We start from the raw sequence: 16,396 nt of genomic DNA on the forward strand, positions 1-16,396 counted from the left end.
CGCTCAAACCATGTTCAATGTCACTGCAACCGGACAATGATCGCTTGCTTTCGGGCGATCCCAACCTGTTCTAGGATAACGCTCGATCTGCTGATCAGGTGGAAAAATCGTGCGCCAAGGCTGGCCACGCCGAATGATATTCGGAACCGCCTTCTCATTCTTCTTCGCAAAAGAAGGCGATGCCATGATGTAATCAAGCTGGCAAAGATGACGCTCCTGCGGCCCGCGCGTATGGTAAAGCGTCCAGCGGTCCATAACGGGACGGCGCTCGACCAGATTGACCGCAAACCCGTCGGCTAAGAGCACGTCCAACGCACTTTCTTCTTCAACCATTGGCGTGAACTGATAGCCGTTCCATTCATCGCCCCCGATAATGATCCGCTCACGATAATCATTGAAATCACCACAAATCAGCCAGCGGCGATCTGCAACATTGGATGGTCCGAACTTATCTTCGATGATACGGCGCATGGCGCGCGCCTCTGCGCGTCGCACCGGCAGAGATGCTGTCCGTCCGTCAAATCCGTTGCGCGCGCCCGTCATCGATTTCAGATGCGTAACGAAGAGCGATATGGGCTTCCCGGCAATGCGGATATCCACATTCAGGCAATCCCGCTTGAAGATTCGGTCATGGGGTTCCAGCCCAAGTTCCCCAAGTACGGGCTCGTAGAGGCCAAAATCATTATAGGTTACATAAGCATAGCTGGTGACTTCGTCGACTTCGATGGGCTGTCCGTCCCGTGTCGTGTCGCGCATCATAACGGCAACATCTATGCCGCGGCTGTCATTGCCATCTATGAGATATTTATGTCGGAAACCGTGGCCTATCATCTTGAAAAGATAGCCATATTCAAACGCATTCAACGCCGCCAGATTATCCACCTCTTGCAGGCAGAGAATATCAGCCCGCGTTTCGGCAATCGCCAGAGCCGTCATCTGGCGTGTGTCGTCTGCGTGCGCCACAGCGCGCGCCTGCTCAAGAAGGCGATACTGCGCCTCATCGTTGATCTCGAACAATTGCAGGGTGCGATCCTGATGCAATTCATTGCGAAAGCCGGAAAAATCAAACCGGCGCATCAGATTTTCGACATTGAAAGTAGCTATGGTAAACATGTCTTCGCAATCTCTCTGCTTGCTGGGCGATTGGCAAGAGGATGATTTCCGAAACCAATAAATTTCTGCCGAAGCGGTGACTTGGATATAAAGTATACCCATATATCGGGAGAACGATGATTAAAGCGAGCTGAAACGATGCGAAAAATTGTGCGCCTGACGATACTGACAGGGCTATTCGTTGCAGGCATTGCAAGTGTGGGTTCAGCCGTCGAACTGCGTAACAGCCAATATCTTCCCTCGCTGAAACCGAGCGGACCGTTGATTATCGGCGGTCAGGCGGGTGCCAATCGCACAGATCCGAGCGCTCGCAACTGCTACGGTTCAACGCTTTGCCGGGAAAGTGGAACTTATATCACCGAACATGGCGTATTAAACTACAAGAACGGCGATACTCTGCAATATCGACGCACGATGCAGCCACCGACCGCAGGCGCGCGCCCCAGCAGCAATCATATCCAGTGGTGTTCAAATCGGTATCGCAGTTACCGAACATCCGACAATACATTCCAGCCGTTGGCTGGTCCCAGGACAGGCTGCAATTCGCCATTCCAGTAAGAAAAAAGCCGGGTCTGAACCCGGCTTTTTTATTTCCACCAACCTAGGCGGCAGCGGATTTCGTATGAGCACGTATCAAACGACCAAGGCGCTTGATGCCTTCATCGATCATCTCATCGTTGGCGCATGAATAGCTGAGGCGCAGCGTGTTGGCACCGCTGCCATCAGCAAAAAATGCCCGCCCGGGAACAAACGCCACTTTCTCGCTATCAATGGATGCAGCAAGTAGCGCTGCGCCATCCATGCCTTCCGGCAGCGTGACCCAGATGAACATACCGCCTTCAGGCTTCGTCCAGCTTGTGGTTTCAGGCATATATTTCGCCAGCGCTTCGAGCATCTTGTCGCGACGGTGCTTATAAACCTTGTGCAGCTTCGCGACCTGAGTACCAAAGCCGCTGCTCGCAACACGCTGAATAGCGATCTGGTTGATCGTGGACGAATGAAGGTCCGCAGCCTGCTTCATGAGAACAAGCTTACGAATGACTGGCTTCGACGCAACCACATAGCCGACACGCAAACCCGGAGCCAGCGTCTTGGAGAAGGAACCGCAATAGATGGTGCGGGTCTTCTCGATGTCACTGCCATTGCGGGCAATGTCCAACGCCAGAATTGGCGAAATCGCATCGCCATTGTAGCGAAGATACTGGTAAGCCGCATCTTCGATAACCGGAATATCGAGCTCATCAACCTGTGCGAGCAGTTTCTCACGACCGGCAAGATCGACGGTTTCCCCTGTCGGGTTGCTGAAATCGGCAGACAGATAAGCGAACTTGACCTGACCGCCGGCTTTCTTGGCAGCCTCTGCATAGGATTCCGGCGTGCGGTTGCCGTTGATCGCCAGCATATCGTAATTGGGCTCGTAAGCGTTGAAAGCCTGCAGCGCGCCAAGATAGGTCGGTGCGGTCACCAGTGCTGTGTCGGCGGGCGACAAAAACAGCTTGCCCAGATAATCGAGAGCCTGCTGCGAACCCGATGTGATGAACACATTGTCTTCCGTGCAGGGAATGCCAATCTTGGCAAGTTCTCCGACCAACCAGGTGCGCAGCGGCTTGTAGCCTTCCGAAACGGAATATTGCAGCGCTGCGTTGGCTTCTGGACCCGTAAGAATGTCCTTATAGGCTGCCTGGAATTCTTCGTGCGGGAAAAGAGCCGGATCAGGAATTCCGCCCGCAAACGAAATAATATCTGGGCGTTCCAGAAGCTTCAGCAGTTCGCGGATTTCCGATGCGCGCATACGTTTCGAGCGCGTTGCAAATACATTTTCCCAGTCCAACACGGGAAATCTCCTCAATTAGACTATCCGTACATTTTACGGAACTTGTAATAGCTAAGTCTCCTCAAAACTTGGCTATTGGATGTGAAGCTCTAGCGCACTTTTCGGCAAGCGAGAACAGCTTTTCCCATGCTTCTATGGAATAAAGATATTCGGAATTGTTTTGGGCCTCAAAGTGCACGAAACGAAAAATCTGGCACAGAATTTGGGTTCTTTTCGTTCGCCTTACGTTGACGATCAACCCGGCCATAGAGTGCCAACTACGAAGGGGGCGCAAGAAGCGCCCCCTCTTTTCGACCTTCATCGAGGCCGAAAACCAGATGGCATTCTGGTTCTGGCGCCCATGTCATTTGCAGACGGCCAGAACCTGAACCCCGCCGATTTTAGTTGCGAGCCTTGTCGACAAGCTTGTTCGCTGCGATCCATGGCATCATGCCGCGGAGCTTTTCGCCAACTTCTTCGATCTGGTGGCTATCGTTGTTGCGACGGATGCCCTTGAAGCGAGCAGCACCTGCGCGATATTCCTGCATCCAATCGGAAGTGAACTTGCCGGTCTGAATGTCTTTCAGAACACGCTTCATTTCTTCCTTGGTTTCGGCGGTGATGATGCGCGGACCAGTGACGTATTCGCCCCACTCTGCAGTGTTCGAGATCGAGTAGTTCATGTTGGCGATGCCGCCTTCGTAGATCAGGTCCACGATCAGCTTCATTTCGTGCAGGCACTCGAAGTAAGCCATTTCCGGCGCGTAGCCAGCTTCAACGAGAACCTCGAAACCGGTGCGGATCAACTCAACCACGCCGCCGCAGAGAACAGCCTGCTCGCCGAACAGATCGGTTTCGCACTCTTCCTTGAAGGTAGTTTCGATGACGCCTGAACGACCGCCGCCAACGCCCGAAGCGTAGGAGAGAGCCAGATCATGAGCATTGCCCGAGGCATCCTGATGAATGGCGATGAGGCAAGGAACGCCGCCGCCCTTCTGGTATTCGCCGCGCACCGTATGGCCTGGGCCCTTCGGTGCGATCATGACGACGTCAACCGACTTCTTCGGCTCGATGAGGCCAAAATGCACGTTGAGACCATGAGCGAAAGCGATTGCCGCGCCATCACGGAGATTGTCGTGAATGTGTTCCTTGTAGATGTCAGCCTGTAATTCGTCAGGCGTTGCCATCATCATGAGATCGGCCCACTTGGCGGCGTCAGCAACATTCATCACCTCGAAGCCGTCAGCCTGTGCCTTCTTCGCGGTCGCAGAACCTTCACGAAGGGCCACACGCACGTTAGCGGCACCGGAGTCTTTGAGGTTCAGCGCGTGGGCGCGGCCCTGGCTGCCATAACCGACGATAACCACCTTCTTCGACTTGATCAGGTTAACGTCTGCATCCCGATCGTAGTAAACGCGCATTTCCTTATTCCCTTCGTTCAGATTGTTCTTCGGCTTCCTTGCGTCCACCGATGTGATTAGGCCCCATAGAGGGCGAAAAACTGCTTGGTGGCGCGCCGGGCGTCCCGGATGACCACGTCGTCAGTCAGTTCGAGATGGTCGCCAAGCAGCAACCGTATTTGCATGTCCCGGACGACAAGCCCGAAAAACGTGCGAAATGCCTCATCGATATCGTCGAAGGCCAGCAAACGTGCCTCCTGCCCCATATGGAGAATGGGCTTGAGGCGCTTGGCCATGGCCACAGGACCGTTGGCCAGCACGATATCACCTAATGTGGACTTGCCGGACGCCGCATGGCTGACCGCCAGCCGGTTCAGGGCAATGGAGGTTTTTCCCGACAGCACCAGCAGCCAGTCGCGCGCGAAATGTTCCAGGCTCGAAAAAAGAGATTCCGCATCCAGCTTTTCACGGGTCAGCGGAACGACGCGAACTTTCGATGCCTGCCAGCGAACCATTGCCGTCAACAGACCGTCGCGATCGCCAAACCATTTATAGAGGCTTTCTTTCGAGCAGTTGGCGGCACGAGCAATACTTGCCGTCGTCAAAGCGCGGTCCCCGCCTTCCACTAGAAGGCGCAACGCCTGCTCCAGAACATCGTTCTGACGCGGCGAAAGAGCCTGCATTTCGTCGCTGGTATCAGTCACGGGTCTTTTCCTCCACCTTGTACCGTACGGTACGGTTCCCAATTCATAATTACTGTTTCTTCAGCGGTCAAGCATGTTTTCAAAAATTACGGTCGCCTAAAGCGGGATTAATTTTCATCGACAACAAATGCAAAAAAGCGCCTCCCCAAAACCGGAAAAGCGCTCTTTAAAACTATCAATTCAGATGAGTTACAGATTCACCTGCGTTCCAATTTCCACAACACGACCGGTGGGAATCTGGAAATATTCGGTCGCGTCCGATGCCGTTCGGGCAAGCAGGATAAACAGCTTGTCCTGCCATAGCGGCAAGCCGGAATGAGCCGACGCCTTGAGCGAGCGGCGCGACAGGAAGAACGACGTCGTCATGATATCGAATTTCCAGCCAAGCTTTCGACAGATGCCGAGCGCTCGTGGAATATTCGGTTGCTGCATATAGCCGAAGGTAAGCGTCACCTGCATGAAGCGCTCGTTATATTGGGATACACGCGCGCGGTCGGCACTTGAAACCCACGGCTTCGATGCCGTCACAACCGTCAGTATGACGTTATTCTCGTGCAAAACCTTATAGTGCTTCAAGCTGTGCATGAGCGCAGTGGGAGCGCTTTTAGGGTCGCCCGTCAGAAACACAGCCGTGCCCGGCACGATGGTCGGCGGACGTTTGGTCATTTGTTGGACGATCAGATCCAGTGGAACTTCGGCCTTGCGGGTCTTGTTAAAGAGATGCCGCGTTCCGCGCACCCAGGTCCACATGATGAGAACAAGTATCGCGGCAATACCAATCGAAGCCCAACCACCCTCATGGACTTTGATGATATTTGCACCGAAGAACATAATATCGATGATCAGGAAGCCAACAATAATCGGCAGGGCGCGGCTCACGCGCCAATTCCAGATGCGTGTCATCACGATATAGAGAAGGACCGTCGTGACCAGCATGTTGCCGGTAACTGCAATGCCATATGCAGCGGCCAGATTGCTGGACTTCTCGAATCCGAGCACCAGAATAACCACCGCCAGCCCCAGAAGCAGGTTGACGCGCGGAATATAAATCTGGCCGTGCAGCTTTTCCGAGGTGTGCTGGATTTCAAGGCGCGGCAGAATGTTGAGCTGAACGGCCTGACGTGCCACCGAATAAGCGCCCGTAATAACTGCCTGGCTAGCGATAACAGTCGCTGCAGTTGCCAGCAGGACCATGGGCAACAGCGCGAAGCTCGGCATCATCTGGAAGAATGGCAATGCAGCGGCTTCGCCATGTGAAAGGATGAAGGCTGCCTGTCCAAAATAGTTGAGCAGAAGGCATGGGAACACGATCCAAAGCCATGCGCGAACGATTGGCTTGCGTCCAAAATGACCGAGATCGGCGTAAAGAGCTTCGGCACCGGTCATTGCGAGGAACACGGCACCAACCGTGATAAAGGCAATGCCCGGGCTGATCATCAGAAAGCGTACAGCATAATAGGGATTCAGCGCCACCATCACCGTAGGATCATCGAAAATATGCCAGAGACCCGACGCACCCAGCGCCAAAAACCACAATGCCATAATCGGTCCGAAGACGATGGCCACCTTGCCAGTGCCGAGTTTCTGCACCGAAAACAGCGTCACAAGAATAACGACAGTTATGGGAACGACGAACGGAGTAAGATCAGGAGCGACAATCTCAAGACCTTCCATCGCCGATAGAACGGAGATTGCGGGCGTGATGACCGCGTCGCCGAAGAACAGCGCCGCACCGCAGATGCCTACCCCCAAGATAAGGTCAGGCCGGCCTTTCAACGCACCTCTGACAAGAGCCATCAACGAAAGAATGCCGCCTTCGCCGTTATTATCGGCGCGCAGAACAAACAGCACATACTTGATGGTCACAACCAGCGTCAGTGCCCAGAAGATCAGTGAAACAACACCCAGAATGTCGCTGCGGGCGAGAATGCCATCGCTCGCCGCCGCATGAAGGGCTTCACGAAAAGCATAGATGGGGCTGGTGCCGATGTCACCGTAGACAACGCCCAGCGCCCCAAGCACCAGCGTTTTCATGCTCTCATTGTGCTGTTCGGCATCTTCAGCAAAAGCGACGCTTTCAGGAACACCAACGGCAGGCATAGCGGCCTGTGTGGGCGTGTCATTGCCATTTAGCTCGCCGCTCATATGCAGGCACCTCGCAACTTCCTGAAAAGATTCTGGCTGGAGTTACTGGAGATCGATTTCAGATAATGAGTGTATTCGCAAAAAGTTGCGAATTGCCGCATCGCCGCCGCACCGTTGCCCAAATCAGCTTTAATCATAAGCATGGTATCGATTGAACGTAGCAATTCGTCCAAACGCAACCGCAATAGAACTGCCTCGGCGCAGAAAGCAGACGTCGGAAAACTGCTTCAATGCTTCCCTCATACGATCCCGCGTCCCCCAACGCATCTGAATAGTGGCGGACGCCTAAAGCTTGTCTCACCCGAATGCAAATGCGCTTTTTGCAAAGCTTCAACCCGAGCCATGCACCAAGCGCATTGACTAACATCTTATGCCAATGCCGCAATATAGCGGCTTACAGTTACCGGCATTCCATACATGAGTGCATCGGCGGTCAATCCATGTCCAATGGAAACTTCACTCAACTGAGGGATACGTTTTACCAGCGCCGGCAGGTTGTCTACTGTAAGATCATGCCCCGCATTGATATCGAGGCCTAGCGCCGTAGCGGCATTTGCAGCCTTTTCCAGTCGATCCAGTTCACGTATTGCGGCTGCCCGGTCATCATAGGTCGCACCATAAGGGCCGGTATAGAGCTCCACACGGTCCACACCGATAGCAGCTGCGCGTTCGTATCCAAGCGGATCGGGGTCGGCGAACAATGACACCCGCATTCCGCCTACTTTCAAACGGGCCACGATAGGAGCCAGAAAGTCAGATTTCGACACGAAATCCCATCCATGATCCGAGGTCGCCTGTGTTGGATCATCAGGAACGAGCGTCACCTGCTCAGGCTGATGTTTCTCCACCAGATCGAGAAATGCTTCGCTTGGAAAACCTTCGATATTGAACTCCGCCTGCGGAAACTCGTCATCGATCAAAGCGCGTATATCACCCAGATCGGAAAACCGGATGTGACGCTGATCGGGACGCGGATGCACTGTCAATCCCTCAGCGCCTGCTGCAAGCGCAGCGCGGCCCAGACCGGTAACGCTTGGCCAAGGCAAATCACGCCGATTTCGCAGCATCGCAACAGCGTTGAGATTGACCGATAATTTCGCAGGCATTGGAGACTCCCGGATAGATATCCCGCTTTATAACGCCTGCCACGAAAAAATGTGAGTGCTTTGCCGTCGCACCGCAGCCGCAATCCCCAACCATGAAATCTGCCTGCAACAAACTGGGTTTGCATAGTTTTTCCAGTTCGCATCAATTTGGAGACTGTCCGCAACCTTTGCCCCCGCTTCGACGTTTAAATCTGATCAATGATGGAGGTCTATGATGCGAAATGAGGACATACCCGTCATTCGCCGCATTCCAACAAACCGGGAAGACGTTTTTGCTTTTGCAATTGAAGGACATCTCGACGATGCGTCATTGGAGAACCTCTACGGGCTTCTCGACGCAGCTTACGAAACGCATGAAGAAATTGACCTCCTGATCCGCCTCACCGGATATGAAGGTTTCGACTGGACGGCTGCGTTCTCGGAAAGCATGCTGTCCATGCGCTCCAAATCCCTGAAAAAGCTCCGACATTATGCAATCGTCGGTGGCCCCTTGTGGATACAAGCCAGCATAACCCTCATGCAGCCTTTCCTGTCCATAGAGCTTCGCGCTTTCGAAGCCGACGAAGAAAACGAGGCCTGGGAATGGCTGAGTGCCCGACCGACAGACGAATAATTATTTTACAATGGTCAAACGTTCGGCAGCCCGCGTGATCGCCGTATAAAGCCACCGCTCACGCGTATCGCGAAACGCAAAACTTTCATCGAAGAGCACGACTTCATCCCATTGGGAGCCCTGTGCCTTGTGCACAGTTAAAGCATAACCGTAATCGAAATCGTCGTAGCGTTTTTTGGTCTGCCACGGAATTTCACTGTCGGGGTCTTCGAACTGCGCCTTCAGCAGCTTGATCTTCGCCACACCGCGATCATCATCCTCAGGTGTAACCAGCAGATTGATACCGGGCTTCACCGTTTCCTTGGACGATGTCATCACCTTCCAGAGCGATCCGTTGAGAAGTCCCTTGGCAGGATCGTTGCGCAGGCAAACCAGTTTGTCGCCAGCCTGCGGGTAATCAGCAGTAAAGCCTTTTAGCTCCCGAAGGCGCTGGTTATAGCGGCGGCGCGTCCGGTTGGTACCGACGAGCACCTGATCGGCGGCTAACACCATCTCCTGATTGACGTCGCCTTTTCCGATAACCTTTGCAGCGCCATGGTCACCATAAGGAAGTTCACGCCCTTCCCGCACATCAAGCGCCATACGGATGATCGGATTGTCCTGCGCCTGACGATGAATCTCGGTCAGAAGATAATCCGGCTCGTGTTCCGTAAAAAAGCCGCCGCCGGAAATCGGCGGCAACTGCCCCGGATCGCCAAGAACGAGGATGGGCGTGCCGAAACTCATCAAATCCCGCCCCAGCGCCTCATCGACCATGGAACATTCGTCCACGACGATCATCGCGGCTTTGGCGACAGGGCTCTGCCGGTTAAGCGAGAAGGTCGGCGCGATGGAAGTCTTGCCAGTCGTTTCGTCCTCAATCGCTTCTTCGCCACGTGGGCGATAGATCAGCGAATGAAGCGTGCGTGCGTTGCTAGCGCCTTTCGAGCGCAGCACCTGTGCCGCCTTGCCGGTAAAGGCCGCAAACTGCACATCGCCATCCACATGCTCGGCAAAATAGCGGGCGAGCGTCGTCTTGCCCGTACCCGCATAGCCGAACAATCTGAAAATAGGGCTGCGGCCGTCTTTGAGCCACTGCCCGACGGCCTTCAGCGCCTGATCCTGTTCCGGTGAAAACTGCATGATCCTTTCAGACAGGATTCGCCGCCCGAAAACAAGATCAAACCGTGATCAAACGGTTTTGCTCACCAGTGCTGCAAATCTGTCGAGATCGACATTGCCACCACTGACGATCACCCCCACACGCTTACCTTGCAGCTTCGACGCCATCTGTCGTGCGCGAGCAAAAGCGAGACAGCCTGTCGGTTCGACCACCATTTTCATCCGGCTGGCGAAGAATTTCATGCCGTCAACCAGTTCATCGTCGCTAACGGCCAGAATATCACGAACAGTTTCGCGGATGATGGCAAAGGTCATGTCGCCAAGAGCTTGCGTCTGGGCGCCGTCCGCCAAGGTCTTCGGCACGTCGATGTGCACAATCTTGCCGGAGCGGAGCGACTGCTGGCCATCATTTCCGGCCATCGGCTCGACACCGTAGACGTCGCATTCCGGCGACAAGGCTTTTGCCGCTAGCGCTGAACCGGCCAACAGGCCACCACCGCCAAGACAGACAAACAGGGCATCAAGGGGACCGGTTTCCTCAATCAATTCCTTTGCCGCAGTTCCCTGCCCCGCAATTATATCAGGATGATTGAATGGCGGAATGAGGGTCAGCCCACCCTCTTCGGCCAGGCGCTTCGAAAGCACATCGCGGTCTTCTTCATAGCGGTTATAGGTAACAACCTTCGCGCCATAGCCTCGCGTTGCATCAAGTTTCGCGCGCGGCGCATCCTCAGGCATGATGATGGTCGCGCCAATACCGAGCAGTTTTGCCGCAAGCGCGATCGCCTGCGCGTGATTACCGGACGAAAAAGCCAGCACACCTCGCGCTTTTTGCTCATCCGTAAACCGCGACAGAGCATTGAAAGCACCACGAAATTTGAAGGCACCGATGCGCTGGAAGTTCTCGCATTTGAAAAAGAACTGAGCGCCGGTTTCGCGGTCGATAGTTGACGACGTGAACACCGGCGTATGGTGCGCGTATCCTTCGATCTGCTTTGCGGCCGAAATAACATCATCATAAGTTGGAAGCTGGTTCATCATTCGCCTCTTCATTCTCTATTTCAGCATCGGCCATAGGCTCAGAACGAGCAGCAGGGCCATGATAAGGTTGAACCATTTCAATCGAACAGGATCGGAAAGCCAGTTGCGCAGCAATGTGCCAAACCCTGCCCAGACCGAAACGCTCGGCAAATTCACAATCGCGAAGGCGGAGCTGACCAGGAGCACGGCGACATAATAGTTGTCGTGATTGGCATAGGTGGCAATTCCCGTGATCGCCATTACCCAAGCTTTCGGATTGACCCATTGGAATGCCGCTGCCTGCAAGAAAGTCATTGGCTCAGCTTTATCTCGATGCTTTGCCTCTCCGATGGAACGCGACATAGCAATCTTCCAGGCAAGGTAAAGCATATAGGCGCCACCAGCGAATTTCAGCGCGGCATAGAATGACGGCACCGTTTCGATCAAAGCGCCGAGCCCGAAGCCGATCGCAAGCAGCAACACGAAGAAGCCCACACCGATTCCCAGCATATGCGGGATCGTTCGACGGAAACCAAAATTTACGCCTGATGCCAGAAGCATGAGATTATTTGGCCCCGGCGTAACGGACGACACGAAGGCGAAGACAAGAAGCGCCAGAAAAATTTCAACAGACATAGGACGGCCCCAATTTATGGGGACAAATTAGCTCAATAAAAAACCGGCACAATCGAAACATTGTGCCGGTTTTCAAACATATTGTATCGATTTCAGTTGAAAGCTTTTACATGCCTTCCGGGCCACGATTCATGGCTGCAACACCCGTACGGCAGGTCTCAACCAGTCCGAGTGGCTTCATGATCGAGATGAACTGATCAATCTTGGCAGTCTTCCCGGTGATCTCCAGGATGAAGTGATCCGTCGTCGCATCAACCACCTTGGCCTTGAACGCGTCGGCAAGACGAAGCGTTTCCGCCCTCGCCTCACCTTTGCCGGCAACCTTCACCAGTGCCAGTTCACGTTCAACCGGACGGTCGTGGCCAAGCTCAGAGGCGCGATGGCTGAGATCTACGACGCGGTGAACCGGAACAATCCGGGCCAGCTGGTGGCGGATCTGGTCAAGCACGTGCGGCGTGCCGCGCGTCACGATCGTAATGCGCGACAGGTGCTTTTCATGCTCGGTTTCCGAAACCGTCAGGCTTTCAATATTGTAGCCACGTCCGGAGAAAAGACCGATCACACGGGCAAGGACACCCGGCTCATTGTCGACGAGTACCGCAAGCGTATGCGTTTCCGGCGTTTGCGTTTCGGCTGCAATGAAATAGGCCGATCCGGAAGCTAGGTTCTGTGCATTCATGATTTCTTTCCTCCGGATCAGACGAGCGCGCGGCCCTTGGCATCGATGGCGTTGGCGACAGCTTCATCCGTTGCTTCATCCGGCAACAACATTTCGTTATGCGCCTTACCCGATGGGATCATTGGGAAGCAGTTGGCGAGATTTGCCACGCGGCAATCGAAAATAACCGGCTTGTCGATGTCGATCATTTCCTGAATGGCGGCATCGAGGTTGCCCGGCTTGTCACAACGGATACCATGTGCGCCATAGGCTTCAGCCAGCTTCACGAAATCCGGCATCGCCTCGGTATATGAGTGCGACAGGCGATTGCCATGCAGGAGCTGCTGCCACTGGCGCACCATGCCCATATACTGGTTATTCAGGATGAATATCTTGATTGGCGCATTGTGCTGGATGGCAGCTGACATTTCCTGAATGCACATCTGGATCGAGGCATCGCCCGCGATATCGATAACCAGTGCATCAGGGTGTGCGATCTGTACTCCGAGCGCTGCCGGCAGTCCGTAACCCATGGTGCCGAGGCCACCAGAGGTCAGCCAGCGGTTCGGTTCCTCGAAGCCATAGAATTGCGCAGCCCACATCTGGTGCTGACCAACTTCCGTGGTGATGTAAGTCTTCCGATCCTTGGTCAGTTCATAAAGCCGCTGAATTGCATACTGCGGCATGATGACGTCCTTGTTCGGCGCATAGGCGAGTGAATTGCGGGCACGCCAGCGATCGATCTGTTCCCACCAGGCACCGATTGCCTGCTTTTCCGGCTTCTTGTCAGAGGCACGGAACTGCCGAACAATATCTTCCAGAACATGCGCAACATCGCCGATGATCGGAACATCAACGCGAACGCTTTTGTTGATGGAGGATGGGTCGATATCGATATGAATTTTCTTCGAGTTCGGAGAAAATGCGTTCAGACGTCCGGTAATACGGTCATCGAAACGGGCACCGACGCACAGCATGACATCGCAGTCATGCATGGTCATGTTGGCTTCGTAAGTGCCATGCATACCGAGCATGCCGAGCCAGTTCTTGCCGGAGGCCGGATAGGCGCCCAGCCCCATCAGCGTGGATGTGATCGGGAAATTGCTGATCTCAACCAGCTCGCGCAGCAGACGGGAAGCTGCCGGGCCGGAATTGATCACACCGCCGCCAGAATAGATGACGGGCTTCTTTGCATTGACGAGCAGACGAACGGCGTCCGAAATTGCCTGCGCCTTGCCGTCGAGAACCGGACGGTAGCTGGTGCGCGGCGCGGTTTCCGGCGGCGTGTAAATACCCTTGGCGAACTGGATATCCTTAGGAATGTCGACCACAACGGGACCGGGACGACCGGTGGAAGCGACATGAAAGGCTTCGTGCAGGATGCGTGCCAGATCGTTGACGTCCTTCACCAGCCAGTTGTGCTTGGTGCAGGGGCGCGTGATACCGATCGTATCGCATTCCTGAAACGCATCGGAGCCGATCAGCGTTGTCGGAACCTGACCGGAAATGCAAACCAGCGGAATGGAGTCCATCAGGGCATCCTGCAGCGGCGTAACGGCATTGGTCGCACCCGGACCGGAGGTAACAAGCATCACACCAACTTTGCCGGTCGAACGCGCGTAGCCTTCCGCAGCGTGTCCTGCGCCCTGCTCGTGTCGGACCAGAACGTGCTGAACCTTGTCCTGCTGGAACAGTTCGTCATAGATCGGAAGCACAGCGCCGCCGGGATAACCGAAGATGCTCTCCACACCCTGATCGATCAAAGCCTGAATGACCATTTCTGCGCCGGTCATTTCGCGTGGATTGCTTGCTTCCTGCGTTTCTGCGGCGTTTGCGTCCGCCTCACGTTTACCTGCAGTCATTGTTCTCTTCCCGTCGTCTGCATTTCATTTCTTATTTGGATAATAAAAAAGGCCCCCGAGGGAGCCTGTCTTTCGCGCATGGGAGCTTTCGCCGGATGGTTACACCATCCTGCCCATGCGCGCCCGTACCACAAGAATAATAATCGTGTTCATGGTGGCGGACACTAATAGCCGGATTTGGCGTCGTCAACGCATAAATACATCGCCCGCGATATTTTCTTAGGCTCACCCGCCCCAAACGATAACTTTATTTCAACGGAAGATTCTTATCCTGACGCGAAACCTCCTGTTGAAAGTTGGGGCGGAGTGGGCAGCATGAGCGAAATCGGGGACAGTTCCAACGCGCGAGAACAGAGCGAATATGTGCAGCGCAATCGCACGGAAGGCTATGTCATCCAATGCGATGGCGAGAGTGCCATCGTCTCAGCGCTATCAGGCCCCTCTTCGGCAGCATCTGACGATTATTGGGCCGTAGGCCAGCTTATATCCATTCAGGCAGGCGACAATCGCGTCGTGGGACTCATCCGCAACGTGCTTGTTCCCGGTGATGTCTGGATACGCGGCGGTGACAACACGCTCCATGTCCATGTCGAGTTTCTGGGTGAAGTTCGCGTGCAACCGACCGGGCAGACCACTTTCAACGGCGGTATTTCGCAGTTTCCCCATCCCGGCGCTATTGCTCACCGTATCCGCGCCACCGACCTTGCTGCCATTTATGCGCAAACAGGTCACAGCAGCGTTTCAATCGGTACACTCACGCAGGACGCAACCGTTCCGGCTTACATATCGGTCGATGATCTTATCTCCCGACATTTCGCTATCGTCGGCACAACGGGCGTCGGCAAATCGAGCGCAGTCATCCTGCTGCTACGCCGGATCGTCGCCGAAAAGCCCAATCTGCGTGTGCTCATTCTTGATCCACACAATGAGTTCGCGAGCGCATTTCCCGATCTGGCCGTGGCGGTCGATCAGACGAATATCGAACTGCCATTCTGGATGCTGCGGCTGGATGAATTTGCAGATGTGATCTTTCGCGGGCGCGCGCCGGACCCGATGGAACTCGATATATTGCGTGATCTGGTTCAGCTAGCCCGCGAAAAAATGCAGGGCACAGAACTGTCAGCCGCGAAAACATTGCGACGGCAGCTTGCCGACCGCCAGAGCGTCAGCGCCGACACTCCCATCGCCTACCGTCTGCTTGACCTGATAGCCCTCATCGATGAGCGTATGGGTCTCCTCGACAGCAAGGCGGAACGTCCCTATCTGCGCAGCCTCAAAGCTCGGCTTGAATCGATCTCTGCCGATCCCGGCTTCCGTTTCATGTTCGCTGTAACTGGCGGCTCGGAAACAATGCGACAGGCCATTGGCCGGATTTTTCGCATCCCGCTGAACGGAAAACCCATCTGCACATTCCAGCTTGCAGGCTTACCATCCGAGGTTGTCAACGCTGTTGCTTCCGTCTTGTGCAGACTGGCATTCGATATCGCCCTTTCAAGTGAGGGCAGCCTACAGACACTGGTAATCTGCGAGGAAGCCCACCGCTATATTCCAACCGACCGCGACGCCGGGTTCTGGCCGACAAGGCAGGCAATATCCCGAATTGCCAAAGAAGGTCGAAAATACGGTTCCTATCTCGGAGTTATAAGCCAGCGCCCCGGCGAGCTTGATCCAACGATCCTCTCACAGTGCAATTCGATTTTTGCGATGCGGCTCGGTAATGAACGTGATCAGGAAATCATCAAAGGTGCCATTCGCGGCGGCGCACAGAGCATGGCAGGCTTCCTGTCATCCATCGCCAACCGCGAAGCGATAGCCTTCGGCGAAGCGTTCTCAACACCGATGCGTCTCACATTCGAAACCATCCCACCTCATCAGCTTCCCGGACGCAGCAAAAGCGAGAGCGCTCTTTCCAGCTGGCGCAACGACGAAAAGATATCCCTCGACCGTATCGTTGAAAAATTACGTGCTTTTGAGAACAGTTCACAGACGGAACCGGTGGACCAACTCGGAGACGAGGATAATCTGTGGGGCAGCCCAGTCTCCACCAGTCGCCGTGACCAAGCGCCTACCGACGAAGCTTACCATCGCTCATCTTCTTCGCCGAGGCCACAAACATCACTCAGTCTCGACACAAAACAGAGTATTGAGAAGATGGGCGAACTGGTGCGCAGCTTTCGCAAGGATCGCGAGCGCTAGATAGTGTAGCGAATCCGAAAGTCCTATCA

14 protein-coding genes are annotated in these 16,396 nt (G+C 54.6%); 3 read left to right on the forward strand and 11 right to left on the reverse strand.

Annotation, left to right across the window (positions count from 1 at the left end):
• Nucleotides 1-3 precede the first annotated feature (3 nt).
• Nucleotides 4-1,113 carry an endonuclease/exonuclease/phosphatase family protein gene (locus ABDF71_RS10195; RefSeq protein WP_010659784.1) on the reverse strand — a complete coding sequence of 370 codons (1,110 nt, stop codon included), beginning with the start codon at nucleotides 1,111-1,113 and terminating at the stop codon, nucleotides 4-6.
• Between the two features lie 138 nt (nucleotides 1,114-1,251).
• On the opposite strand from ABDF71_RS10195, the gene ABDF71_RS10200 reads away from it, so the two are divergent.
• Complete coding sequence (locus ABDF71_RS10200; protein WP_010659783.1) at nucleotides 1,252-1,671, forward strand: BA14K family protein; 420 nt, start codon at nucleotides 1,252-1,254, stop codon at nucleotides 1,669-1,671.
• Between the two features lie 43 nt (nucleotides 1,672-1,714).
• Here the strand turns inward: ABDF71_RS10200 and ABDF71_RS10205 are convergent, their stop codons facing one another.
• The 5 genes from ABDF71_RS10205 to ABDF71_RS10225 form a co-directional block, all read right to left on the reverse strand.
• Nucleotides 1,715-2,947, reverse strand: a complete 1,233-nt coding sequence (locus tag ABDF71_RS10205; RefSeq protein WP_151663969.1) for an aminotransferase-like domain-containing protein — start codon at nucleotides 2,945-2,947, stop codon at nucleotides 1,715-1,717.
• Nucleotides 2,948-3,327: 380 nt separating this feature from the next.
• Nucleotides 3,328-4,347, reverse strand: coding sequence for a ketol-acid reductoisomerase (gene ilvC, locus ABDF71_RS10210; RefSeq protein WP_010659781.1), 1,020 nt, complete (start codon nucleotides 4,345-4,347; stop codon nucleotides 3,328-3,330).
• A gap of 56 nt (nucleotides 4,348-4,403) precedes the next feature.
• Nucleotides 4,404-5,030 (reverse strand): TetR/AcrR family transcriptional regulator, encoded by a 627-nt coding sequence (locus tag ABDF71_RS10215; protein WP_151615731.1) that lies wholly within the window; start codon nucleotides 5,028-5,030, stop codon nucleotides 4,404-4,406.
• 189 nt (nucleotides 5,031-5,219) lie between these two features.
• The gene (locus ABDF71_RS10220) at nucleotides 5,220-7,175 is read right to left on the reverse strand and encodes a potassium transporter Kup (protein WP_010659779.1); all 1,956 of its coding nucleotides are present in this window, start codon (nucleotides 7,173-7,175) and stop codon (nucleotides 5,220-5,222) included.
• A 368-nt stretch (nucleotides 7,176-7,543) separates the two neighbouring features.
• Nucleotides 7,544-8,281, reverse strand: a complete 738-nt coding sequence (locus ABDF71_RS10225) for a pyridoxine 5'-phosphate synthase (RefSeq protein WP_151615732.1) — start codon at nucleotides 8,279-8,281, stop codon at nucleotides 7,544-7,546.
• A 214-nt stretch (nucleotides 8,282-8,495) separates the two neighbouring features.
• On the opposite strand from ABDF71_RS10225, the gene ABDF71_RS10230 reads away from it, so the two are divergent.
• Nucleotides 8,496-8,894, forward strand: a complete 399-nt coding sequence (locus tag ABDF71_RS10230; protein ID WP_012091800.1) for a SpoIIAA family protein — start codon at nucleotides 8,496-8,498, stop codon at nucleotides 8,892-8,894.
• Here ABDF71_RS10230 and ABDF71_RS10235 read toward each other — a convergent pair whose 3' ends face one another.
• From ABDF71_RS10235 to ABDF71_RS10255, 5 genes are all read right to left on the reverse strand, one after another.
• Nucleotides 8,895-10,016, reverse strand: coding sequence for an ATP-dependent DNA helicase (locus ABDF71_RS10235; protein ID WP_010659776.1), 1,122 nt, complete (start codon nucleotides 10,014-10,016; stop codon nucleotides 8,895-8,897).
• Between the two features lie 48 nt (nucleotides 10,017-10,064).
• On the reverse strand, nucleotides 10,065-11,033 hold the full coding sequence (locus ABDF71_RS10240; protein ID WP_500061663.1) for a threo-3-hydroxy-L-aspartate ammonia-lyase: 969 nt from the start codon (nucleotides 11,031-11,033) through the stop codon (nucleotides 10,065-10,067).
• Between the two features lie 18 nt (nucleotides 11,034-11,051).
• Complete coding sequence (locus tag ABDF71_RS10245; protein WP_010659774.1) at nucleotides 11,052-11,651, reverse strand: LysE family translocator; 600 nt, start codon at nucleotides 11,649-11,651, stop codon at nucleotides 11,052-11,054.
• A gap of 106 nt (nucleotides 11,652-11,757) precedes the next feature.
• Nucleotides 11,758-12,330 (reverse strand): acetolactate synthase small subunit, encoded by a 573-nt coding sequence (gene ilvN, locus ABDF71_RS10250; protein WP_010659773.1) that lies wholly within the window; start codon nucleotides 12,328-12,330, stop codon nucleotides 11,758-11,760.
• A gap of 17 nt (nucleotides 12,331-12,347) precedes the next feature.
• Nucleotides 12,348-14,171, reverse strand: a complete 1,824-nt coding sequence (locus ABDF71_RS10255) for an acetolactate synthase 3 large subunit (protein ID WP_012091798.1) — start codon at nucleotides 14,169-14,171, stop codon at nucleotides 12,348-12,350.
• Nucleotides 14,172-14,486: 315 nt separating this feature from the next.
• Here ABDF71_RS10255 and ABDF71_RS10260 point away from each other — a divergent pair, with 315 nt between their 5' ends.
• Nucleotides 14,487-16,367, forward strand: a complete 1,881-nt coding sequence (locus ABDF71_RS10260) for an ATP-binding protein (protein ID WP_500061551.1) — start codon at nucleotides 14,487-14,489, stop codon at nucleotides 16,365-16,367.
• Nucleotides 16,368-16,396: the final 29 nt, after the last annotated feature.

The sequence above is a fragment of the Ochrobactrum sp. WV_118_8 genome (assembly GCF_039631535.1).
In the GTDB taxonomy this organism is placed as follows: Bacteria; Pseudomonadota; Alphaproteobacteria; order Rhizobiales; family Rhizobiaceae; genus Brucella; species Brucella anthropi.